Below are 21,382 nucleotides of genomic sequence, written 5' to 3'. Positions count from 1 at the left end.
TCGGTGGGTGGTGGGTCGGTGGGCGGGGCACAGTGGGTCGGTCGGTTCGGGTGGCGGGTCAGGTGCCGCCTTCGCTGGCGGGCTTGAGCTTGGGCGCACCCGGGCCGTCGGAGGCTTGTTCGTCCTCGAAGTTGTGCAGGAAGCAGCTGCGCAGGGAGAGGCAGCCGCAGCCGATGCACGAGGTCAGCCGGTCGCGCAGGCGGATCAGGGCGTCGATCCGGGCGTCGAGTTCGGTCTGCCAGGTGGTGGAGAGCCTGCTCCAGTCGGATTTCGTGGGCGTCCGGTTGTCGGGGAGGGTGGCCAGTGCGTCGTTCACGTCCTCCAGGCTGAGCCCCACGCGTTGCGCCGTGCGGATGAACGCCAGCCTGCGCAGCACCGAACGGGGGTAGCGGCGCTGGTTGCCGGCGGTGCGTTCGGACGCGATCAACCCCCGTTCCTCGTAGAACCGCAGCGCGGTGTGCGGCACGCCGCTCCGCTCGGCGACCTGGCCGATGGTCAACATCTCCGGCAGCTTGCTCACCGGGTCATCTTAAGCCTTGACCTCGACCTAAGTCGAAGTTGTTGGGTGGGTTCATGGGAGATGCGAGCGGAGTGGGTCTGGGCGGGGCGGGTGCGGGTGGGGTGGGTGCCGGCGGGGTGGGTGTGGGGGAGGTGGGGTTCGGGGGCATACCGGCGTTGTTCGAGCGGATGTCGGGGGACGAGAAGCACGAGTGGGCGGCTGCGTCGACGTTGCACGTGCTGTGGGTGCTGTACGACCGGGTGCTGAACGTGTCGCCGGAGCGGGTGGACGACCCCGACCGGGATCGGTTCCTGCTGTCCAAGGGACACGGGCCGATGGCGTACTACGCGGTGCTGGCGGCCAAGGGGTTCCTCGATCCGTCCACTTTGGACACGTGGACGCAGTGGGATTCGCCGTTGGGGCAGCACCCGGACCGGGTGCTGGTGCCGGGGGTGGAGATCGGCAGCGGGTCGTTGGGGCACGGGTTGCCGATCGCGGTCGGGGTGGCGGTCGGGTTGCGGTTGCAGGGGCGTTCGGCGCGGGTGGTGGTGCTGGTCGGGGACGCGGAGTTGGACGAGGGCAGCAACCACGAGGCGATCGCGCTGGCGGGTCGGTTGGGGTTGTCGAACCTGACGGTCGCGGTGGTGGACAACGAGTCCGGCACGTACGGGTGGCCCGGAGGGGTGGCCACCCGGTTCGCGGTCGAGGGGTGGGCCACGTCCACTGTGGATGGTCGGGACCAGGACGCCCTGTACTCGGCGTTCGTGGGGGTCGACGGCGAGCGGCCGTCGGTGGTCGTGGCGCGAGTTGTCAAAGGGGAGTGATCGAGGTGGGTTCGACGGGTGCGTCGTCGATGCGGCAGGAGTTCGTGGCTGCGGTTGAGGAGGTGATGGAAACCGATCCCCGGGTGGCGGTGGTGCTGGCGGAGATTTCCCGGGACGCGTTCCGGCCGTCGCCTCGGGTGGTGAACGTGGGGATTCGCGAGCAGGCGATGGTGGGGGTCGGCAGTGGACTCGCGTTGAGCGGGATGCGGCCGGTGGTGCACACCTACGCGCCATTCTTGGTGGAACGGCCGTTCGAGCAGATCAAGCTGGATTTCGGGCACCAGGACGTGGGTGGGGTGTTCGTCGGCATCGGTGGTTCCTATGACGATCCGGTGTGGGGGAGGACTCACCAGGCACCGGGTGATGTGGCGTTGTTCGACACTTTGCCCGGGTGGCGGATCGTGGTGCCCGGGAATGGTGGAGAAGTCGGCGAGGTGGTGCGGGAGGCGCTCGGGTCGGATGACCGGGTCTACATCCGGCTGTCGTTGCGGGAGAATTCGCGGGCTTATCCGGTGAGTCGGGGGCTCACCGAGGTCCGACGTGGTGGTGGCGGGGTGGTGGTGGCTGTCGGGCCGATGTTGGATCCGGTGCTCGCGGCTACCGAGGGGGTGGACGTGACGGTGCTGTACGCGTCCACGGTCCGGCCGTTCGACGAGGGTGGGCTGCGGGCCGCGGTGGCGGCTTCGCGGGCTGACGTGTTGTTGGTGGAGCCGTATTTGGCCGGGACTTCCGCGCACGTGGTGGCCGAGGCGCTGGCGGACGTGCCGCATCGGTTGCGGGCGTTGGGGGTGCGGCGGGAATCCGAGTTGCGGGCTTACGGGACCGCTGAGGATCACGATTCTGCCCATGATTTGGATGTGTTGGGGATTGCGGCTGCGGTTCGGCGGTTGTTCGGGCATCCGGTGTGAGGGTGTTCGGGTTCAGGGATTAAGAGCGACGCTCGCCGCTGGGCAGGCCACCGGGGAGGTGGGCGTCGTGTTCTCCCCGTCTGTCCTGGTCGGAGACAACCACCCTTTGCCAGGGAATGCAAGCGAAAAGCGTGCTTGCATTCCCTGGCAAAGCGCGGTTCGCTGGCGCGCAGGCCAGACGGGGAGAACACGACGCGGCGGCGGCGGTTTGTTGGTGCTTGAGTGGTGATCGTTGGTGGGAATGGGAGTGTTTGTGTGTCGGTGCGTTTTGAAGTTTTGATTGCGTTTGAGGGTGTCTTTTGATGCCGTTGTGGGGTGCTTTTGTGGATGCCTTTGCGTGCTTGGGTGCTTTTGTGGGTGCTTTTGTCGGTATGGGCGTAGGTATCTTTGTGGGTGTGGGTGCGGGTGCGGGTGGGTGGGTGGGTGGGTGACGGGGGTGGTGTGGCTGGGGGCTGAAGGGAGGGGTCTGTGGGACTTGGGGGAGTTGGGGGAGTTGGGTCTGGGGAGTGGTGGTTTCTGGTTGTCCGTGCGTCGGATGTTCGTGTGGGGTTGGTCTGGGGCATGATCTCTTGTCGTGAGCGTGCCAAGAACCCTGATCTGGACACACGCGCCTACGGCTGAGTTGCAGTTGGCGTTGCACCGGGCTGTGGCCGGGCCTGCAGCGTTGGTGCCGGTCGAGTCGGGGACGGTGTTGTTGCCTCCCTTGGGGATCGGGTTCGCTGCTGCCCAGCGGTTCGCGTCGCGGGTTCGGGAGGTTTCCGGCGGGTCCGGGTTGTTGGTCCGGTGGGACGACCTGCGGGGTGGGGTGGTCTGGTCGGACGGGGACGCCAGTGGGTTCTCCGGGGCCGCGCGGCGGTTGGTGGGGGTTGTCGGGTGGTGGCGGTTGAAGGCGGTTTCCGGGGAGTTGCCGGTGTCGGCTGACGTGGCCGAGGTTCGTTCGCTGGTTTCGCAGGGGCGGGCCGACACGTGGGTTCGCGCGTTGCCCGATCGGGCCGGGTTGGCGATCAACACCGTGTTGCCCGTGGTGCCGGTGACGCAGGGTGGGGCTCCGTTGGCCTAGCCTGGTGCCGTGGCACCACGAGTCGTCGTACTGGACTACGGATCCGGCAACCTGCGTTCCGCCGAGCGCGCCCTCCAGCGGGTGGGTGCCTCGGTCGAGGTCACTTCCGACCGGCGCGCGGCCTTGGACGCCGACGGGCTGGTGGTGCCGGGGGTCGGGGCCTACGCGGCGTGCATGGACGGGCTCAACGCGGTCAAGGGTGGGCGGATCATCGGGGAGCGGCTCGCCGGTGGCCGGCCCGTGCTGGGGATCTGCGTGGGCATGCAGATCCTGTTCGACCGGGGTATCGAGCACGGCGTGTCCACCGAGGGCTGTGGCGAGTGGCCGGGGACGGTCGAGCGGCTCGTGGCACCGGTGGTGCCGCACATGGGCTGGAACACGGTCCGCGCTCCGTCCGGGACCCGGTTGTTCGAGGGGCTGGCCGACGACACGCGCTTCTACTTCGTGCACTCCTACGCGGTTCGGCGGTGGGAGTTGGAGCCGTCCGAGGTGATCCGGCCGCCGTTGGTGACGTGGGCCACCCACGGCGGTGACGAGTTCGTGGCCGCTGTGGAGAACGGGCCGTTGTGGGCCACTCAGTTCCACCCGGAGAAGTCCGGGGACGCGGGTGCCCGGCTGTTGGAGAACTGGCTGCACAGCTTCCGGTGACGGGGGCGGAGGTGTGCGGGTGTCGGTGGCAACTAGGCTGTTCGCGTGACTTTCACGTTGCTTCCGGCCGTTGACGTGGCCGCCGGTCAAGCCGTCCGACTGGTGCAGGGCGAAGCCGGCACCGAGACCTCCTACGGCTCCCCGCTGGACGCGGCCTTGGCTTGGCAGCGCGACGGTGCGGAGTGGGTGCACCTGGTCGACCTCGACGCGGCCTTCGGGCGTGGCAGCAACCGGGAACTCGTCGCGCAGGTCGTCGGGTCGCTCGACGTCGAGGTCGAGCTGTCCGGGGGTATCCGGGACGACGCTTCGCTCGCCGCCGCGCTCGGGACCGGGTGCGCGCGGGTGAACCTGGGCACGGCCGCGCTGGAGGACCCGGTGTGGTGCGCCAAGGCGATCGCCGAGTTCGGGGACCGGATCGCGGTCGGGCTGGACGTGCGGATCACCGCCGACGGGCACCGGCTGGCGGCTCGGGGCTGGACGCGGGACGGCGGCGACCTGTGGGAGGTGCTCGACCGGCTGGACCGGGACGGGTGCGCCCGGTACGTGGTCACCGACGTCGGCAAGGACGGCACGTTGCGGGGGCCGAACGTCGACCTGCTGCGCGAGGTGTGCGACCGGACCGACGCGCCGGTCATCGCGTCCGGCGGGGTGTCCAGTGTGGACGACCTGGTGGCGTTGGCCGCGCTGTCGCGGGACGGCGTCGAGGGCGCGATCGTCGGCAAGGCGCTCTACGCGGGCGCGTTCACGCTTCCCGAGGCGCTCGCCGCGGTGCGCTGATCGCCTTGGTGAACTCCTCGGTGATGTGGGCTTCGGCCGCGGCCCGGGTGACGCCGGTCGCCGCCATCACCTTGGCCGCGGTGCCGTCCTCCTCCGCCAGCAGGCCGAGGAGGACGTGCTCGGTGCCGACGAACGCGTGACCCAGCCGCAGGGCCTCGCGGGTGGTGAGTTCGAGCGCTTTCTTGCAGTGGGCGCTGAACGGTTGCGGGTCGGGGCGTTGACGGCTGGTGTTGTCCAGGGTGTTGAGGACGGCCAGCCTGGTGGTGCCCTCCGCGCCCTCCAGCTTGGCGATGGTCTTGGCGGCCAGGCCGCCGGACTCGTCCATCAGCCCGAGCAGCAGGTGCTCGGTGCCGATCCGCTCGCTGAACCTCGCGTGGTGGCGGGCCAGGACGACGACCCGCCTGGCCCGGTCCGTGTAACGGTCGAAGGTCGGCTTGAGGTCGGGCGACTCCTTGGGCACGAAGCGCTTCTGCGCGGCCTGCTTGGTGACGCCGATGCTCTCGCCGATGTCGGTCCAGCTCGCCCCCGCGCGGCGGGCCTCGTCCACGAAGTGGCCGATCAGGTGGTCGCCCAGTTCGTCCAGCTGCCCGCTCAGCCGCACGGCGACGGTCAGCCTGCCCAGGACGTCGGGGTGCTCCTGGGCGACGGTGACGATCAGATCGGTCAGCTGGACCGGCACGGTGACCACCCGTCAACTCTAGGTTGACGGTCTGGGTGGGGTCAACCGGTGGTTGACGGCACGATCTCGATGCCGACGGTGCCGGTCCGGCCTCGGCGCAGCCGGCTGCCGAGCAGGGTGAGGCGGCCGACCAGGCCGTACTTGCGGGCGATCAGGGTCCGGGTCTGGTCGCTCGACGCCGCGTCCTGGACCTCGGCCCTGGCGGTGGTGCTGTCGCCGGTCTGGTTGCCGCGGAAGTCGCAGGGGGCGATGGTGACCTCGCCGTTGTTGCGGATGCGCTTGACCTTGCCCGCGTCGGCGGCGGACCAGACGTAGATCGTCCCGCCGCTGCGGGCCGCCCAGACGGGTGTGGGGACCGGGGTGCCGTTCTTGCGGAAGGTCGTGAGGAGCAGGTACTTCTCGTCGCCGAGGCTCATGCCGGTCACGCTAACCCCGGAGGGTGGGACTCGTGCGGTGAGGCTGGGGCGGGAGCTGGGAGGGGAGCGGGGGTCGCGTCACGTGGGGGCGTCGGCCGGGGCGTCGGCCCTGGTGTTGCGGGAGGCCTGGTGTGGGCCGGAGTGCCCTGATGTGGGTGGGACCGCCCACCCCTCCGGAGAGGGGCGGGCGGTCCCGTTCGCACTTAGAGCGGCTGGACGTTGGTGGCCTGGGGGCCCTTGGCGCCCTGGCCGACGTCGAAGCTCACGCGCTGGTTCTCTTCCAGGCTACGGTAGCCGTTGCTCTGGATCTCCGAGTAGTGCACGAACACGTCCGCGCCGCCGTCCTCGGGGGAGATGAAGCCGAAGCCCTTCTCCGAGTTGAACCACTTCACAGTGCCCTGGGCCATCTTTTCCCACTTCGTATAGATGCCGGCGGCGCTGGTGCGTCGCCGTGGCTGCTTCAAAGCGGGGGATCTTCCCTGAACCGGGAGAAATCACACGCTCGAAACGCGGTTCGCGAGCGTGGATGACACGGACACAAAACCTCAAAGCCACTACCAGTGAACCACGACTTGGCGGCGGAGTCGAACCGGAGTCGGACTCGGGTTGGGGGACGAGTCGCGCGTCACGCGCGGGCGGGCGGGGGTCGGGTGGTCCGGGAGCACCCCGGGAGCACCTCCCCGTAGGCTTTCGCCCATGTCAGTCGCGGTGCGCGTGATCCCCTGCCTGGACGTCGACCGGGGGCGGGTGGTGAAGGGGGTCAACTTCACCGACCTGGTGGATGCCGGTGACCCGGTCGAGCTGGCCCGCGCCTACGACGCCGAGGGTGCCGACGAGCTGACCTTCCTGGACGTCACGGCGTCCTCCTCGGACCGCGAGACGACGTTCGACGTGGTCCGCCGCACCGCCGAGCAGGTGTTCATCCCGCTGACCGTGGGCGGGGGCGTGCGCGCGCCCGAGGACGTCGACAAGCTGCTGCGCGCGGGCGCGGACAAGGTGGGGGTCAACACCGCCGCGATCGCGCGGCCCGAGCTGCTCGGGGAGCTGTCCCGGCGGTTCGGGGCCCAGTGCATCGTGCTGTCGGTGGACGCCCGGCGGGTGCCGGAGGGCGGGCGGCCGACGCGGTCCGGGTTCGAGGTGACCACGCACGGCGGGCGCCGGGGGACCGGGCTCGACGCCGTCGAGTGGGCCGCGCGCGGGCAGGAGCTGGGGGTCGGCGAGATCCTGCTGAACTCCATGGACGCCGACGGCACCAAGGCCGGGTTCGACCTGGAGCTGATCCGGCTGGTGCGCGCGGTCGTGGACGTCCCGCTGATCGCCAGCGGCGGCGCGGGGACCGTCGAGGACTTCCCGCCCGCCGTCGAGGCCGGCGCGGACGCGGTGTTGGCGGCGAGCGTGTTCCACTTCGGTACGTTGCGGATCACCGAGGTCAAGAAGGGCCTGCGGGACGCGGGCGTGGAGGTTCGCTGAGCATGCGCGACACACCCATCGAGGTGCGGTTGGCCGTCCTGGTCGGGGCGGTCGGCGGTCTGCTGTTCGTGGTGGAGGGGCTGGTCCGCTGGCAGGGCGACGGCGACCCGGCGTGGATCAAGTTCCCGATCATCCTGCTGGTGCTGGAACTGCTGGTGGCGGGCGGTCTGCTGGCCGGGCTCCGGCTGGTCCGGCCGGCCGGTGCGGTGGTCTACATGCTGATCGGCCTGATCCACCTGCTGGCCGTGCTCGGCGAAGGGCCGGTGTGGGTGCTGGTGCTGTCCGGTCTGCTCTCCGCCCTGCACATCTTCGGCGCGGTGCTGCTGAACACCCGCCCGGCGCGACTGCACTTCGGGGGCGAGCGGTGACCGGCGAACTGGACCCGACGATCGCCACCCGGCTCAAGCGCACGGCGGACGGGCTGGTGTGCGCGGTGGCGCAGCGGCGTGGCACCAACGAGGTGCTGATGGTCGCGTGGATGGACGACGAGGCGCTGCACCGCACGTTGACCACGCGCCGCGCCACGTACTACTCGCGCAGCCGCCGCCAGCTGTGGGTGAAGGGCGAGACGTCCGGCCACACCCAGTACGTGCACGAGGTGCGGCTGGACTGCGACGGCGACACGCTCCTGCTGGTGGTCGACCAGGTGGGTGGGGCCTGTCACACCGGGGACCGGACGTGCTTCGACTCGACGGTGCTGCTCGCGCCCGAGGCGTGACGCGCCCGGTCAGCCGATGTCGCCGGTGAGGTAGCGCTGGAGGTTGGGTGCGACGGCCTTGACCATCGTCTCGACGTCGGCGCTCGCCAGCGGTTCGAACCGGACCACGTAGCGGACCATGCCCATGCCGAAGATCTGGGTCGCGGCGAGCGTGGCGCGCAGTTCGGGGCGGTCCGAGCCGATCCCGGACAGCACCCGGTGCAGCAGGTGCTGGACGAAGAACTCGCGCAGCACCTCGGCCACCCGGTCGTGCGCGGTGACGCTGCGCATCAGGGCGGCGAAGTGGCCGCCGCCGGTGGCGTCCCAGATGCCCAGGAAGTTGCGCACGATCCGTTCGCCGATCTCCTCGGCCGGGCCCGCGAGGAGGCGTTCGACCAGCGTGTTCGGGTCGATCGGGACCTGGAGCACGGCCTTGGCGAACAGGCCCTCCTTGCCGCCGAACCAGTGGTTGACCATCGCCGCGTCGACCCCGGCGCGGGACGCGATGGACCGCACGGTCGCGCCTTCGTAGCCGCGTTCGACGAACGTCTCGCGGGCGGCGGCGAGCAGCGCGGCCTTGGTGTCCTCCCCGCCGGCCCGGCGGCCCCGGCGCTTCGGCTCGGTCTGTTGCGTGCCTTCGTTCACTTCTCCATGATGGGTCACGTCGCGCCTTTTTTCAACGTACGTTGAAATATGTGCACGGGCAGTCACCGGCCGTGATGCGGTCCAGCCTCACACAGCGGCGCGTCGATCGCCGCTTGCTGCCGCGTGGGTGCACGGTCCGTGGGCCGTGCGGGGATTCGTATAGGGCGACACGGCACAATGTCCGCATGGTGAGCGTCATCGGTGCAGGTGCGGGTCTGGGCGAGGTCAGCCCGACGCGCGAGGAGTTCCGCGAACTCGCCGCGCAGCGGCGGGTGATCCCGGTGGTGCGCCGGCTGCTCGCGGACGCGGAGACCCCCGTCGGGCTCTACCGCAAGCTCGCGGCCGACCGTCCCGGCACGTTCCTGTTCGAGTCGGCCGAGAACGGCCGTTCCTGGTCGCGCTGGTCGTTCGTCGGCGCGCGCAGCGCGGGCGCGCTCACCGCGACCGGCGGCGAGGCGTTCTGGCTCGGGCCGCACCCGGTGGGCCTGCCCGAGGGCGGCGACCCGCTGGTGGCGCTGCGCGAGACCATCGAGGTGCTGCGCACCGACCCGCTGCCCGGCCTGCCGCCGCTGACCGGCGGGATGGTCGGCTACATCGGCTACGACGCGGTGCGCCGGCTGGAGAAGCTGCCGAACCTCGCCGAGGACGACCTGAAGGTCCCCGAGCTGGTGATGCTGCTGGCCACCGACCTGGCCGCGCTGGACCACCACGAGGGCACCGTCACGCTCATCGCCAACGCGATCAACTGGGACGACTCGCCGGAGCGGGTGGACGCCGCCTACGAGGACGCGGTGGCCCGCCTGGACCTGATGACCCAGGACCTCCAGAGCCCCGCGCCGCCGACCGTCGCGGTGTTCTCCCGGCCCAAGCCGGAGTTCGTGCGGCGGCGGTCCCAGCAGGAGCACTACGACGTCGTGGAGCAGGCCAAGGAGGCCATCCGGGCGGGCGAGGCGTTCCAGGTCGTGCTGTCGCAGCGGTTCGAGATGCGGACCACCGCCGACCCGCTGGACATCTACCGCGTGCTGCGCACGTCCAACCCCAGCCCGTACATGTACCTGCTGCGGCTGGACGACTTCGACATCGTCGGGTGCAGCCCGGAGTCGCTGGTCACCGTGCGCGACGGCAAGGCGACCACGCACCCCATCGCGGGCACCCGCTGGCGGGGCGTGGACGACGAGGAGGACGCCCTGCTGGAGAAGGACCTGCTCGCCGACCACAAGGAGCGCGCCGAGCACCTGATGCTGGTCGACCTGGGCCGCAACGACCTGGGCCGGGTGTGCAAGCCGGGCTCGGTGACCGTGGTCGACTTCTTCAAGGTCGAGCGGTACAGCCACGTGATGCACATCGTGTCCACGGTCAGCGGCGAGCTGGCCGAGGGGTGCACGGCGTTCGACGCGGTGGCGGCGTGCTTCCCGGCCGGGACGCTGTCCGGCGCGCCCAAGCCGCGCGCGATGGAACTCATCGAGGAGCTGGAGCCGACCCGGCGCGGCCTGTACGGCGGCGTGGTGGGCTACCTGGACTTCGCCGGCGACGCGGACACCGCCATCGCCATCCGGACCGCGCTGGTCCGCGACGGCGTGGCCTACGTGCAGGCCGGCGGCGGCATCGTGGCCGACTCGGACCCGGTCGCCGAGGACAACGAGTGCCTGAACAAGGCGGGCGCGGTGCTCTCGGCGATCGCGACCGCGCAGACCATGGCCCCGGCGGTGGACCCGGCCCGTGTCTGAGGACGTGCCCCGGACCGCGCCGACCCGGCGTCCACTGTGGATCGTGGTGCTGCTGCTCCTGGCCGGGGCGGCGGCGCTGTGGGGGTCCGCGAAGCTCGCCTGGGACGCTTCGGCGGACCGCGCCGGCGAGGACGTGGTGCCCGCCCTGGTGCCGCTGGCGCTGCTGTGCCTGGCCGCGATCGCCGCCGTGGTGGCGCTGAGCGGCTGGGTGCGGCGGGCGCTGGGCGTGGTCGTGCTCGCGGCCGGTGGCGTGGCGGCGTGGCTCGCGGTGGCGGAGTCCGGATCGCCGCTCGGGCGCGGCACGGCGGCGCTGGGCGGAATTCTGGTGCTCGGCGCGGGCGTTGTGCTCGTCGTGAGGGGATCGGCGATGCCGAGGCTGGGCGGCGGCTACCAGACACCGGGCGCGGCCAAGCGCAGCGCGGATCCCGAGCGGGAGCTGTGGAACGCGCTGGAGCGCGGCGACGATCCCACGGAACGGGACTGACCTGGCGCTGACCGCCGGCTGACGGCGGGGTGGCGCACGTTTGCGCACGTGGACTCGGAAGGACCCTGGTCATCTGCGCGAATGGGACTACCCGGTGGCCGGACGGAGCCCCGGCCGGGGTTAGCATCCTCGTGGCGGGAAGGGGAGCATGACGTGCGGGAGCTGGCGAGCGAAACGGATGGACTGACGGACACGGGCGAGGTGCTCGGATGACCGTTCTGGAGTCGATCATCGAGGGCGTCCGCGAGGACTTGGCCGTGCGCGAGGCGGAACTGCCCTTCGACGTGCTCAGGGAGAAGGCCGCGAAGGTGGCGCCGCCGCAGGACGTGATGGCGGTCCTGCGGTCGCCGGGCGTGGGCGTGATCGCGGAGGTCAAGCGGCGCAGCCCGTCCAAGGGCGCGCTGGCGGAGATCCCGGAGCCCGCGGAACTGGCCGCGCAGTACGAACTCGGCGGCGCGCGGGCGATCAGCGTGCTGACCGAGCAGCGGCGCTTCGGCGGGTCCTTGGCGGACTTCGACGCGGTGCGGGCCGCGGTCGGTGTTCCGTTGCTGCGCAAGGACTTCATCGTCAGCCCCTACCAGGTGCACGAGGCGCGCCTGCACGGCGCGGACCTGGTGCTGCTGATCGTGGCGGCGCTGGAGCAGAACGCCCTGGTGTCGCTGCTGGACCGGGTCGAATCGCTGGGCATGACGGCGCTGGTCGAGGTGCACACGGCCGAGGAGGCCGACCGCGCGCTGGAGGCCGGGGCGAGCGTCATCGGCGTGAACGCGCGCAACCTGCACACGCTGGAAGTGGACAAGGACGTGTTCGGCCGGATCGCGCCCGGTCTGCCCTTCGAGACGATCAAGATCGCCGAGTCCGGGGTGACCGGGCCGGGCGACCTGATGTCGTACGCGGGTGCGGGCGCGGACGCGGTGCTGGTCGGCGAGTCACTCGTGACGAGCGGCGACCCCAAGGTCGCGGTCAACAAGCTGGTGACGGCGGGGTCGCACCCCGCGTGTCCCCGGCCGAGCCGATAAGGGAGCAGCGCATGGCGCGCGGCCAGTTGGCACCCACACCCCACGACCCGGACGAGCGTGGCCACTTCGGGCCGTGGGGCGGCCGGTACATGCCGGAAGCGCTCATCGCCGCGGTGGACGAGCTGGCGACCTTCTACGAGAAGGCGCGCGTCGACCCGGAGTTCCTGGACGAGTTCTTCCGGCTGCTGCGCGACTACGCGGGGCGGCCGTCGCTGCTCACCGAGGTCCCGAGGTTCGCCGCGCACGCCGGCGGCGCGCGGGTGTTCCTCAAGCGCGAGGACCTCAACCACACCGGCTCGCACAAGATCAACAACGTGCTGGGCCAGGCGCTGCTCACCAAGCGGATGGGCAAGAAGCGGGTCATCGCGGAGACCGGGGCGGGCCAGCACGGCGTCGCCACGGCCACCGCGTGCGCGCTGATGGGCCTGGACTGCGTCGTCTACATGGGCGAGGTCGACACCGAGCGGCAGGCGCTGAACGTGGCGCGGATGCGGCTGCTCGGCGCCGAGGTCATCCCGGTCAAGACCGGGTCGCGGACGTTGAAGGACGCGATCAACGAGGCGCTGCGCGACTGGGTGGCCAACGTCGAGGACACCCACTACCTGCTCGGCACGGCGGCGGGTCCGCACCCGTTCCCCGTGCTGGTGCGCGACTTCCACCGGGTGATCGGCATCGAGGCCCGCGCCCAGGTGCTGGAGCAGGCGGGCCGGCTGCCCGACGCGGTCGCGGCGTGCGTGGGCGGCGGGTCCAACGCGATCGGCATCTTCCACGGCTTCATCGACGACCCGTCCGTGCGGCTGGTCGGCCTGGAGCCCGGCGGTGACGGCATCGACACCGACCGGCACGGCGCGACGCTGACCGTGGGCACGCCCGGGTCGCTGCACGGCGCCATGTCCTACGTGATGCAGGACGAGGACGGCCAGATCACCGAGGCGCACTCGATCTCGGCCGGTCTGGACTACCCCGGCGTCGGCCCGGAGCACGCGCACCTCAAGGACACCGGCCGCGCCGAGTACCGGCCGGTGACCGACGCGGAGGCCATGGAGGCGTTCGCGCTGCTGTCCCGGACCGAGGGCATCATCCCGGCCATCGAGTCGGCGCACGCGCTGGCCGGCGCGCTGGTCCTGGGCCGCGAGCTGGGCCCGGACGGGTTGATCGTGGTGAACCTGTCCGGTCGGGGCGACAAGGACATGGACACCGCGATCAAGTGGTTCGGGCTGGGAGTGGAGTCATGAGCAGGCTTGCCGGGGTCTTCGAGACGTGCCGGGCGGAGTCGCGGGCCGCGCTGATCGGCTACCTGCCCGCCGGGTACCCCTCCGTCGAGGGGTCCAAGGACGTCCTGCGGACCATGGTCGACTCCGGGTGCGACGTGGTCGAGGTCGGGCTGCCGTTCTCCGACCCGGTGATGGACGGGCCGACCATCCAGCGGGCCGCCGAGCAGGCGCTCGGCGGCGGGTTCCGGGTGCGCGACCTGTTCGGCGTGGTCGAGTCGGTGACCGCGGCCGGCGGTCGGGCCGTGGTGATGACGTACTGGAACCCGGTGCTGCGCTACGGGGTGGACGCGTTCGCGCGCGACCTCGCGGCGGCCGGCGGGCTCGGCCTGATCACCCCCGACCTGGTGCCCGACGAGGCCGACGAGTGGCTGGCCGCGGCCGACGCGCACGACCTGGACCGGATCTTCCTGGTCGCGCCGTCCTCCACCGCCGAGCGGATCGACCTGAACGCGCGGTCGTCGCGCGGGTTCCTGTACGCGACGTCGGTGATGGGGGTGACCGGGGCCCGCGACGTGGTGTCCACGGCGGCCCCGGAGCTGGTCGCGCGGGTGCGGGAGCACACCTCGATGCCGATCGCGGTGGGGTTGGGCGTGCGGTCCGGTGCGCAGGCGGCGGAGCTGGCGGCGTTCGCGGACGGGGTCATCGTCGGCTCGGCGTTCGTGACCGCCGTGCAGGACGGCAGCGTGGCGGCGCTGACCCGCGACCTGGCCGAGGGCGTGCGGGCGGTGCCCAGCCCGGCCTGAAGTGCACACCATCGTGTGAACCGACGTCCGGGGTCCTGATCAGGCCCCGGAATTGTCGGTGGGCGTCGGGAAGCTGGGCTCATGATCAAGCCCGTTCCCGAACCGACGTGCGACACTGGCGTGCGTCGGGCGATTCCTGGAGGTGATGCCCGGTGGCACTGCCCAACGACGTCGCGCCCGAGCCGTCGATGCTCGACCACGAGGGCCCGTGGTCCGTGGACGACGTGCTCGCGCTGCCCGAGGACCACCGGCAACGGGTCGAACTCGTCGACGGGACGCTCCTGATGAGCCCCCTCGGCGTGTACCGGCACCAGCGGCTGCTGTTCCGGATCGCGATGGCGCTGGAGTCCGCGTGCCCGCCCGACCTGGAGGCGACGACGGGGATCAACGTCCGCCTGTCCGACGCGTGCATGTTCATCCCCGACTTCACGGTGAACACGCCGGGTCCGCACGGGCTCACGCTGCCCGCCGGGGCGATGGTGCTGGTCGGCGAGGTGGTGTCGCCGAGCACGCGGTTCAAGGACTACGGGATCAAGCGGCAGCGGTACGCCGAGGCCGGGGTGCCGTTCTACCTGGTCGTGGACCCCAAGGACGACGTGGCCGTGGCGACGCTGTTCGAGCTGTCGGGCGACGAGTACGTCGAGGTCGCGCGCAGTGACGGCGGCGTGCTCCGGTTCGAGCGGCCGTTCCCGGTAACAATCGAGCTGTCCGCGTAGGCGGATTTTCGCCACCGACTACGGTGGGGTCCGTGGTGACGACTTTCCTCGCGACGATCCCCAGTCCGGACCGGGGTGTGTGGCAGCTGGGGCCCATCCCGCTCCGCGCCTACGCGCTGTGCATCATCGCCGGCATCATCGTGGCCATCTACTGGGGCGAGCGGCGGTGGGTGGCGCGCGGCGGCCTCAAGGGCGAGGTCACCGACATCGCAGTGTTCGCGGTGCCGTTCGGGCTGGTCGGCGGCAGGCTCTACCACGTCGCGACGGACTGGCACAAGTACTTCGGCGAGGGCAAGAACCCCTGGGAGGCCTTCGCCATCTGGAACGGCGGCCTGGGCATCTGGGGCGCCATCGCGCTGGGCGGTGTCGGCGCCTGGATCGCGTGCCGCAAGCGGGGCATCCCGCTGCCCGCGATGGCCGACGCGCTCGCGCCCGGCATCGTCGCCGCGCAGGCCATCGGCCGGCTGGGCAACTACTTCAACCAGGAACTCTACGGCGGTCCCACCGACCTGCCGTGGGGCCTGGAGATCTACGAGCGGATCGACCCGGCGACCGGCTTCAAGGACGAGCTGGCGGGCGTCGCGATCGACCACACGCCGATCATGGTCGTGCACCCGACGTTCCTCTACGAGCTGCTGTGGAACCTCGGCGTCGCGCTGCTGATCGTGTGGGCCGACCGGAAGTTCCGGCTGGGCCACGGGCGGGTGTTCGCGCTGTACGTCGCCGGCTACACGGCGGGCCGGTTCTGGATCGAACTCATGCGCACCGACCCGGCCACCCAGGTGCTGGGGCTGCGGGTCAACGTCATCACGTCGGTGGTGGTGTTCCTCGGTGCGGTCGTCTACTTCGTGCTGGCGGCGAAGAAGGGCGACCGGGAGGTCATCGTGCGCGGTGACGCTGCGACCGCCGGCACGGCTGCGGCGGACGGGGCGGCGGGGGCCGATCCGGACGGTGAAGCCGGCGAGGGCGACGCGAAGGCCGGCGTGGAACCGGACGCGAAATCCGAGGCGACCAAGGTCCCGGGCACCGAACCGGCGGCCAAGTCGGACGAGTAGACCGCCGTGCGCATCCTCGTCGTGGAGGACGACGACCGGGTTGCGCGGGGTCTGCTGACCGCTCTGCGGCACGCCGGCTACGAGGTGCACCGGGCGGCGACGGCGGCCGCCGCACTGGCCGCGCCGCCCGCCGACGTGGTGCTGCTCGACCTGGGCCTGCCCGACCGGGACGGGTTGGACGTGCTGCGCGAGCTGCGCCACCGGCCGGGCACCGCCGTCATCACGGTGACCGCGCGCGGCGAGGAGCGGGAACGCGTGCTCGGCCTGCGGGCGGGCGCGGACGACTACGTGGTCAAGCCGTTCGGCACGGCGGAGCTGCTGGCCCGGATCGAGGCGGTGCTGCGCCGCACCCGGTCCGCCCGCGCGGCGGAGGACCTCGGCGACCGGGTCACGCTCGGCGCGCTCACCCTGGACCCGGCGACCCGCGAGGCGGTGGTCGACGGCTCGCCGGTGCCGCTGACCCGCAAGGAGTTCGACCTGCTCGCCCTGCTGGTCGGCCGGGCGGGCGCGGTGGTCAGCCGGGACCTGATCGTGGACCAGGTGTGGCAGGCGCACTGGGAAGCCCCGTCGCGCACCCTCGACACGCACATCGCGGCGCTGCGCGGCAAGGTCGGCCACGCGGTCCGCATCGAGACCGTCCGAGGAGTGGGCTACCGGGTGGCGGCCCACTCCTGAGCGGTCAGCTCACCACTGGTGGGCGACGTCGAGGACGACCCGGCCGGGCAGCGTGAACACCCGGAACGGCAGCCGGGCGCGCACGCCCAGGCCGACCCAGGTCTGGCCCTCGAACGAGTTGGCCCACGCGACCTGCCGGAACGTCGGGAACCCGGACACGTCCACCAGCTCGGTCCGGTCGGCGAAGGTGTAGGTGGGGTTGCCGTGCTCGTCGTAGGCGGGCGACTCCAGGACGATCAGCAGCTTCGCCCCGCCGCGCAGCGGCACCGGCTTGCCGGTCGCGTCCTCGTAGACCTCGTCCACGTACCGCACGCTGTACCCGTCGTTCTCGCCCCGGAAGTCGAACACCAGCCGGTCGTAGCACTCCTGCCGACCGGCCCGGACGTCGGTCAGGTTGCCCCGGTGCGCAGCCGCCGCCTGCTTGGGCAGCGACCCCCAGTCGACCCCGCACGCGACCGGCGCGGCCGAGGCCGCCGGCACCGTGACCACGGTCAGCGCCGAGACCACGGCGGCGACCGTCAACACCACACGACGCAGCATTGTCACCATCCCCCTCTTGCCCGATGTCGGCTGATCCGACCTCCCCATGACGCCGGTCACCTCGGTCCGGTTGCGCGTGGTTCGACCGATTGTCACCCGATTGGGCGTTGCCATCACCCGTTCGGTGCAGGGTCCGGCGTTCGGGGGTGGATGGGGCAGGATGGGCCGGACCCCTGACGAGGTGTGATGCTCCGCCGACTGCTCGTGCTCATCGTGCCGCTGCTGGTGGCGCTGGTCGCCGCGCTCGGGGTGCCGCTCGCGTTCGCGGTCGTGCAGCGGGAGAGCCAGGAGACCTACCTGGACCGCCTGGGCGACGCGGGCCGGTTCGCCTCGCTCGCCGAGAACGCCCTGTCCTCCGGCCGGCGGACCGCGCTGCGCGAGGAACTCGACCGCTACGACCGCCTGTACGGCATCGCCGCCGCCCTGATCGGCACCGACCGCTCGGTCATCGAGAGTTCGCGGCTGCCGTTCCCGCTGACCGACCCGCACGTGGCCGCCGGGCTGGACGCGGCGTTCAGCGGCTACCGGGGCGACGCGGACCAGTCGGTCTGGCCGTGGGAGGGCGTCGACCTGGTGGTGGTCGAGCCGGTCGGGCGGGACAGCGAGGTGGTCGCCGCCGTGGTCACCATCTCGCCCACCGACGGCCTGCGGCGGGCGATCCTGCGCCAGTGGGGCCTGCTCGCGCTGATCGGCCTGGTGCCGATGCTGGGCGTGGTGGCGGTGGCGTGGCCGATGTCGCGGTGGGTGCTGCGGCCGGTGCGGCGGTTGGACGACGCGACCGCGGCCGTGGCGAGCGGGCAGCTGGACGCGCGGGCCGACGAGGTCGGCGGTCCGCCGGAGCTGCGCCGGCTGGCGACGTCGTTCAACGCCATGGTCGACGTCGTGGGGCGCGCGCTGCGCCGTCAGCGGGCGTTCGTGTCCGACGCCTCCCACCAGCTGCGCAACCCGTTGGCGAGCCTGCGGCTGGCAGTGGACAACCTGGCCCCGCACGTGACCGACGACGAGGGCCGGGAGGCGCAGCGGATCGCGGTGGACGAGGCGGAGGAGATGGGCCGCGTGCTGGACACGCTGCTCGCCGCGACCCGCCTGGACAGCGCGTCCGCCGCCGAGCCCGTGGAGGTGGACGCGCTGCTGAGCACGCACGCGCCCGGCTGGCGGGCGCTGGCCGGGGACGTCGAGCTGATCGTGGACGTGCCGCCGGGCCTGCGGGTGCTGGAGCCGCCCGGCGGGCTGGGCAGCGTGCTGGACGAGCTGGTCGGCAACGCGATCCGGCTGTCCGGCGCGACCCGGATCCGGGTGTGGGGCGAGCCGGCCGGCGACCGGGTGGACCTGCACGTGACCGACGACGGCGAGGGCCTGACGGAGCGGGAGCGGGCGCTGGCGGCCCAGCGGTTCTGGCGCGCGCCGAAGCACCAGAACACCGCCGGCACGGGGCTGGGCCTGTCGATCTGCGCGGAACTCATCGCCGGCGCGGGCGGTGAACTCCGCCTGCTGCCGGTCGAGCCGCACGGCCTGGACGCCGTGGTGACCCTCGGTTCCCGGACCCTCAGCGCTTGACCGAGCGGAACCAGCGCTGCGCGCCGGGGTGCAGCGGCACCTCGCCGGTCGCGATGCCGGTCCGGACGTTGATCCGACTGGCCTCGGGGTGGCCGGCGGCGATCCGGGCGGACTCGGTGAACACGGTGCGCGTCACGACCTCGACCACGGACGCGTCCAGCGCCGTGCGGGCGAGCAGCAGGTTGGGCACCGCGAACGTCCGGCACGGCCCGATGCCCCGGTAGGTGGTGGCCGGGATGGTCACCGGCGCGTACGGGCCGGGGTGGGCGTCGGCGAGCCGGACGGCCTCGTCGGGCAGGTCGAGCAGGCGGATCGGGAAGGTCTCCGGCAGGTCGCCGATCGCCGGGGTGGGGATGCCGGTCAGCGCCAGCATCGCGTCGATCGAGCCCGCGGCGAGCTGCCGGCCGGCCTCGGCGTGCGCCATGCGCCGGGCGTCCACCCGGATGCCGAGCAGGTCGAGCAGGCGGGTGGCGGTGAACTCGGTGCCGGACTCGCGCGGGCCGAACGACACCCGCAGGCCCGCCAGGTCGGCGAGCCGGGTGAGGTCCGACCCGGCCGGCACGACGACCTGGAGGAAGCTGTCGTAGAGGCGTCCGACGGCGCTGATCCCGCCCGGGTCGTCGGCGCTGAGCGGGGCGTCGAAGGTGGCGTCCAGAGAGGACAGTCCCAAGTGGACCGAGCCTTCCTGGAGCAGCCGCACGTTCTCCACGGACGCGGCGGTGTCGCGGGCGACCACCCGGGTGTCGGGGAGCCGGTCGGCGAGGGCGCGGGCGAGCGCGCCGCCGACCTCCCGGAACACCGCGCCGTCCGGTCCGGTGGCCAGCACCAGTTCGGCCGGGGGCGGCGGGTCGGTCGCCGAACACGCCGGCACCCCCGCCGCGAGGGCGGCGAGCAGCACCGAACGCCGGGACACGCGCACCCCGGCAGCCTAGGCCCCGCCACCCGGGGCGGGGCGCGCGCTGGGCCTGTCGGCGGAGTGAACGACGTGTTACGTCAGAGGGACCTGAAGTTTCCGGTGGGCACCTTGTCGCAGGTACGGGCTGTGCTCAGGATCACTGACCAACCCCGCCGCACCGGCACCCCTGGAGGAGACGTGACCACCGCGCACACCCGTGAGCGCAAACCGATCTACAAGCACCTGTACTTCTGGGTCCTGGTGTCGATCGTGCTCGGCGTGATCGTCGGGTACGCGTTCCCGGCCCGGGCGTCGGAGATGAAGTGGCTCGCGGACTTCTTCGTGGCGCTGGTGAAGGTCGTCATCGCGCCCACCATCTTCTGCACGGTGGTGGTCGGCATCGCGGGCCTGGGCAACCTGGCCAAGGCGGGCGGCCTGGCGCTGCGGACCATCCTCTACTTCACCGCGATGACCACGGTGGCGCTGGTGATCGGCCTGCTGGTGGTCAACGTCGTGCAGCCCGGCCACCACGGCCCGGCCATCCCGATCAACGACGAGGCCGCGTCCAAGACGCTGTCCGAGGCGAAGACCGCCGAGACCGGGGTGACCGGGTTCATCCTGTCGCTGGTGCCGAAGTCGTTCGTCGGCGCGTTCACCGACGGCCAGCTCATCCAGGTGCTGCTGGTGGCGATCCTGGTCGCGGTCGCGGTGGCCGGCATGGGCAAGCGCGGCGAGAAGGTGGTGTCCGCGCTGGACACCGTCGCCAAGGTGATGTTCGGCGTCATCCGGATCGTCATGTACGCCGCGCCGATCGGCGCGTTCGGCGGGATCGCCTACACCATCGGCAAGTTCGGCGGCACGATCCTGGGCAAGCTCGCCTGGCTGATGGGGTCGTTCTACGCGACCTGCCTGCTGTTCGTGGTCGTGGTGCTCGGCGCGGTCGGCGTGTACGCGGGCTTCTCGATCTTCAAGTTCCTGCGCTACATCAAGGACGAGCTGCTGATCGTGCTGGGCACCAGCTCGTCGGAGTCGGTGCTGCCCCGGATGCTGGTGAAGCTGGAGGCGGCCGGCGCCGACAAGTCCGTGGTGGGCCTGACGATCCCGACCGGCTACTCGTTCAACCTCGACGGCACGTGCATCTACCTCACCATGGGCGCGATCTTCATCGCCCAGGCCACCGGCCACGACGTGGGCCTCGGCACCCAGATCGGCCTGCTGCTGTTCATGCTGCTGGCGTCCAAGGGCGCGGCGGGCGTGACCGGCGCGGGCCTGGTCACGCTGGCGGCGTCGCTGACCGCGTTCGAGGCGAACAGCGCCATCCCGGCGGTGGGCATCGCGCTGATCGTCGGCATCGACCGGTTCATGTCCGAGGCGCGGGCCATCACCAACGTCATCGGCAACGGCGTGGGCACGCTGGTGGTCGCGCGCTGGCAGGGCCAGCTCGACCGGGACCGGCTCAAGGAGGTCCTGGACAACCCGTCCGATGTGGACGTCGACGCCCTGATGGACCGCCACCACGACGACCGCGCGGAGGACCGCGAACCGGTGGGTGCGGGCACCCGCTGACCCCGTTGCGGCGGCCCACGGCTCCACCCCGCGCTGGTGGAGCCGTGGGCCGCCGCTTCTCGTCGGGACCGGGAGGGGCGCGCGTGGCGGGAGTGGACGGTCGCCGTGGAGCGTCCCGCCGTTGCGCGTCTCCGAAGCGTGATGAAGTGACTGCGGAGCGCGAAAAGCGGGAGCGGACCGGCACTGCGGCCCGAGAACGTCACACGACCTGGTGAACTTGCTCCGACCTGGGGCTATGTCGGTGACCTGCGGTGGTGTCGGCAAGCTCTCACGGGCGCGCGCGGGGGTCGGCGGTCGGATATGCTTAACAACGCGTAACAAGGTCGGCCTCAATGTCGCCCCGCCCACCTGAATCGTTACGCGTCCATGCCTGGGATCACCCGATGGATGGTGTCTCCTGGTTTCGCGGCTGTTAAAGTCGCGTCAACACGCGGGCCATCGTCGTCCCGTGCCCAGCAGCCGGATTCCCAGGAACTGGACACGAGGACTCGTCTTCTAGAAGGACGAC

Annotated in this window: 24 protein-coding genes; 17 read left to right on the top strand and 7 right to left on the bottom strand. The window is 71.5% G+C overall.

Annotation, left to right across the window (positions count from 1 at the left end; translation table 11 throughout):
* Window positions 1-58 precede the first annotated feature (58 nt).
* The gene (soxR, locus tag AC0HI0_RS25845) at window positions 59-502 is read right to left on the bottom strand and encodes a redox-sensitive transcriptional activator SoxR (protein ID WP_480934386.1); all 444 of its coding nucleotides are present in this window, start codon (window positions 500-502) and stop codon (window positions 59-61) included.
* 185 nt (window positions 503-687) lie between these two features.
* Here soxR and AC0HI0_RS25840 point away from each other — a divergent pair, with 185 nt between their 5' ends.
* The 4 genes from AC0HI0_RS25840 (at window position 688) to priA (ending at window position 4,716) form a co-directional block, all read left to right on the top strand.
* Window positions 688-1,323, top strand: a complete 636-nt coding sequence (locus AC0HI0_RS25840; protein ID WP_480934385.1) for a thiamine pyrophosphate-dependent enzyme — start codon at window positions 688-690, stop codon at window positions 1,321-1,323.
* Window positions 1,324-1,352: 29 nt separating this feature from the next.
* Window positions 1,353-2,231, top strand: coding sequence for a transketolase family protein (locus tag AC0HI0_RS25835; protein ID WP_480934384.1), 879 nt, complete (start codon window positions 1,353-1,355; stop codon window positions 2,229-2,231).
* A gap of 1,069 nt (window positions 2,232-3,300) precedes the next feature.
* On the top strand, window positions 3,301-3,939 hold the full coding sequence (hisH, locus tag AC0HI0_RS25830; RefSeq protein WP_480926092.1) for an imidazole glycerol phosphate synthase subunit HisH: 639 nt from the start codon (window positions 3,301-3,303) through the stop codon (window positions 3,937-3,939).
* 45 nt (window positions 3,940-3,984) lie between these two features.
* Entirely contained in the window at window positions 3,985-4,716 is a 732-nt protein-coding gene (priA, locus tag AC0HI0_RS25825; protein WP_480926091.1) for a bifunctional 1-(5-phosphoribosyl)-5-((5-phosphoribosylamino)methylideneamino)imidazole-4-carboxamide isomerase/phosphoribosylanthranilate isomerase PriA, read from the top strand.
* On the opposite strand, the gene AC0HI0_RS25820 is transcribed toward priA, so the two are convergent.
* From AC0HI0_RS25820 to cspE, 3 genes are all read right to left on the bottom strand, one after another.
* Entirely contained in the window at window positions 4,682-5,404 is a 723-nt protein-coding gene (locus tag AC0HI0_RS25820) for a Clp protease N-terminal domain-containing protein (RefSeq protein ID WP_480926090.1), read from the bottom strand. The two genes, priA and AC0HI0_RS25820, sit on opposite strands and share 35 nt — an antisense overlap.
* Before the next feature lie 32 nt (window positions 5,405-5,436).
* Entirely contained in the window at window positions 5,437-5,811 is a 375-nt protein-coding gene (locus tag AC0HI0_RS25815; protein ID WP_480926089.1) for a PPOX class F420-dependent oxidoreductase, read from the bottom strand.
* Between the two features lie 203 nt (window positions 5,812-6,014).
* Entirely contained in the window at window positions 6,015-6,218 is a 204-nt protein-coding gene (cspE, locus tag AC0HI0_RS25810; protein ID WP_015104197.1) for a transcription antiterminator/RNA stability regulator CspE, read from the bottom strand.
* Between the two features lie 289 nt (window positions 6,219-6,507).
* Between cspE and hisF the strand changes: the two genes are divergently transcribed.
* Genes hisF through hisI form a run of 3 tightly spaced genes read left to right on the top strand, consistent with a single transcriptional unit; the run spans window position 6,508 to window position 7,999 of the window.
* Window positions 6,508-7,281 carry an imidazole glycerol phosphate synthase subunit HisF gene (gene hisF, locus AC0HI0_RS25805; RefSeq protein ID WP_480926088.1) on the top strand — a complete coding sequence of 258 codons (774 nt, stop codon included), beginning with the start codon at window positions 6,508-6,510 and terminating at the stop codon, window positions 7,279-7,281.
* 2 nt (window positions 7,282-7,283) lie between these two features.
* Window positions 7,284-7,649 carry a hypothetical protein gene (locus AC0HI0_RS25800; RefSeq protein ID WP_480926087.1) on the top strand — a complete coding sequence of 122 codons (366 nt, stop codon included), beginning with the start codon at window positions 7,284-7,286 and terminating at the stop codon, window positions 7,647-7,649.
* Complete coding sequence (gene hisI, locus AC0HI0_RS25795) at window positions 7,646-7,999, top strand: phosphoribosyl-AMP cyclohydrolase (protein ID WP_480926086.1); 354 nt, start codon at window positions 7,646-7,648, stop codon at window positions 7,997-7,999. The genes AC0HI0_RS25800 and hisI overlap by 4 nt, the downstream gene beginning before the upstream one ends.
* Window positions 8,000-8,008: 9 nt before the next feature.
* On the opposite strand, the gene AC0HI0_RS25790 is transcribed toward hisI, so the two are convergent.
* Window positions 8,009-8,623 carry a TetR/AcrR family transcriptional regulator gene (locus AC0HI0_RS25790; protein ID WP_480926085.1) on the bottom strand — a complete coding sequence of 205 codons (615 nt, stop codon included), beginning with the start codon at window positions 8,621-8,623 and terminating at the stop codon, window positions 8,009-8,011.
* A 185-nt stretch (window positions 8,624-8,808) separates the two neighbouring features.
* Here AC0HI0_RS25790 and AC0HI0_RS25785 point away from each other — a divergent pair, with 185 nt between their 5' ends.
* The 8 genes from AC0HI0_RS25785 (at window position 8,809) to AC0HI0_RS25750 (ending at window position 16,316) form a co-directional block, all read left to right on the top strand.
* Window positions 8,809-10,350, top strand: coding sequence for an anthranilate synthase component I (locus tag AC0HI0_RS25785; protein ID WP_480926084.1), 1,542 nt, complete (start codon window positions 8,809-8,811; stop codon window positions 10,348-10,350).
* Window positions 10,343-10,834, top strand: a complete 492-nt coding sequence (locus AC0HI0_RS25780) for a Trp biosynthesis-associated membrane protein (RefSeq protein WP_480926083.1) — start codon at window positions 10,343-10,345, stop codon at window positions 10,832-10,834. Before AC0HI0_RS25785 ends, AC0HI0_RS25780 begins: the two co-directional genes overlap by 8 nt.
* A 209-nt stretch (window positions 10,835-11,043) precedes the next feature.
* A complete protein-coding gene (gene trpC / locus AC0HI0_RS25775; RefSeq protein ID WP_480926082.1) occupies window positions 11,044-11,853 on the top strand; it encodes an indole-3-glycerol phosphate synthase TrpC in 810 nt (269 codons plus the stop codon).
* Window positions 11,854-11,864: 11 nt separating this feature from the next.
* Window positions 11,865-13,088: a tryptophan synthase subunit beta gene (gene trpB, locus AC0HI0_RS25770; protein ID WP_480926081.1), complete on the top strand. Its 1,224-nt coding sequence runs from the start codon at window positions 11,865-11,867 to the stop codon at window positions 13,086-13,088.
* On the top strand, window positions 13,085-13,870 hold the full coding sequence (trpA, locus tag AC0HI0_RS25765; RefSeq protein ID WP_480926080.1) for a tryptophan synthase subunit alpha: 786 nt from the start codon (window positions 13,085-13,087) through the stop codon (window positions 13,868-13,870). Before trpB ends, trpA begins: the two co-directional genes overlap by 4 nt.
* Window positions 13,871-14,022: 152 nt before the next feature.
* Window positions 14,023-14,586 (top strand): Uma2 family endonuclease, encoded by a 564-nt coding sequence (locus AC0HI0_RS25760; protein WP_480926079.1) that lies wholly within the window; start codon window positions 14,023-14,025, stop codon window positions 14,584-14,586.
* A 35-nt stretch (window positions 14,587-14,621) separates the two neighbouring features.
* Window positions 14,622-15,641, top strand: coding sequence for a prolipoprotein diacylglyceryl transferase (gene lgt / locus AC0HI0_RS25755; RefSeq protein WP_480934383.1), 1,020 nt, complete (start codon window positions 14,622-14,624; stop codon window positions 15,639-15,641).
* 6 nt (window positions 15,642-15,647) lie between these two features.
* Window positions 15,648-16,316 (top strand): response regulator transcription factor, encoded by a 669-nt coding sequence (locus AC0HI0_RS25750; protein ID WP_480926078.1) that lies wholly within the window; start codon window positions 15,648-15,650, stop codon window positions 16,314-16,316.
* 9 nt (window positions 16,317-16,325) lie between these two features.
* Here the strand turns inward: AC0HI0_RS25750 and AC0HI0_RS25745 are convergent, their stop codons facing one another.
* The gene (locus tag AC0HI0_RS25745; protein WP_480926077.1) at window positions 16,326-16,856 is read right to left on the bottom strand and encodes an AMIN-like domain-containing (lipo)protein; all 531 of its coding nucleotides are present in this window, start codon (window positions 16,854-16,856) and stop codon (window positions 16,326-16,328) included.
* A gap of 186 nt (window positions 16,857-17,042) precedes the next feature.
* Between AC0HI0_RS25745 and AC0HI0_RS25740 the strand changes: the two genes are divergently transcribed.
* Entirely contained in the window at window positions 17,043-18,413 is a 1,371-nt protein-coding gene (locus AC0HI0_RS25740) for a sensor histidine kinase (protein ID WP_480926076.1), read from the top strand.
* Here the strand turns inward: AC0HI0_RS25740 and AC0HI0_RS25735 are convergent.
* The gene (locus tag AC0HI0_RS25735) at window positions 18,403-19,332 is read right to left on the bottom strand and encodes a TAXI family TRAP transporter solute-binding subunit (protein WP_480926075.1); all 930 of its coding nucleotides are present in this window, start codon (window positions 19,330-19,332) and stop codon (window positions 18,403-18,405) included. The two genes, AC0HI0_RS25740 and AC0HI0_RS25735, sit on opposite strands and share 11 nt — an antisense overlap.
* A 174-nt stretch (window positions 19,333-19,506) precedes the next feature.
* On the opposite strand from AC0HI0_RS25735, the gene dctA reads away from it, so the two are divergent.
* Window positions 19,507-20,874 (top strand): C4-dicarboxylate transporter DctA, encoded by a 1,368-nt coding sequence (dctA, locus tag AC0HI0_RS25730; RefSeq protein WP_480926074.1) that lies wholly within the window; start codon window positions 19,507-19,509, stop codon window positions 20,872-20,874.
* The last annotated feature ends 508 nt before the right edge of the window (window positions 20,875-21,382 follow it).

It is taken from the genome of Saccharothrix sp. NBAS 001, from assembly GCF_056640475.1.
This window is presented reverse-complemented; position numbering and strand designations above follow the sequence as displayed.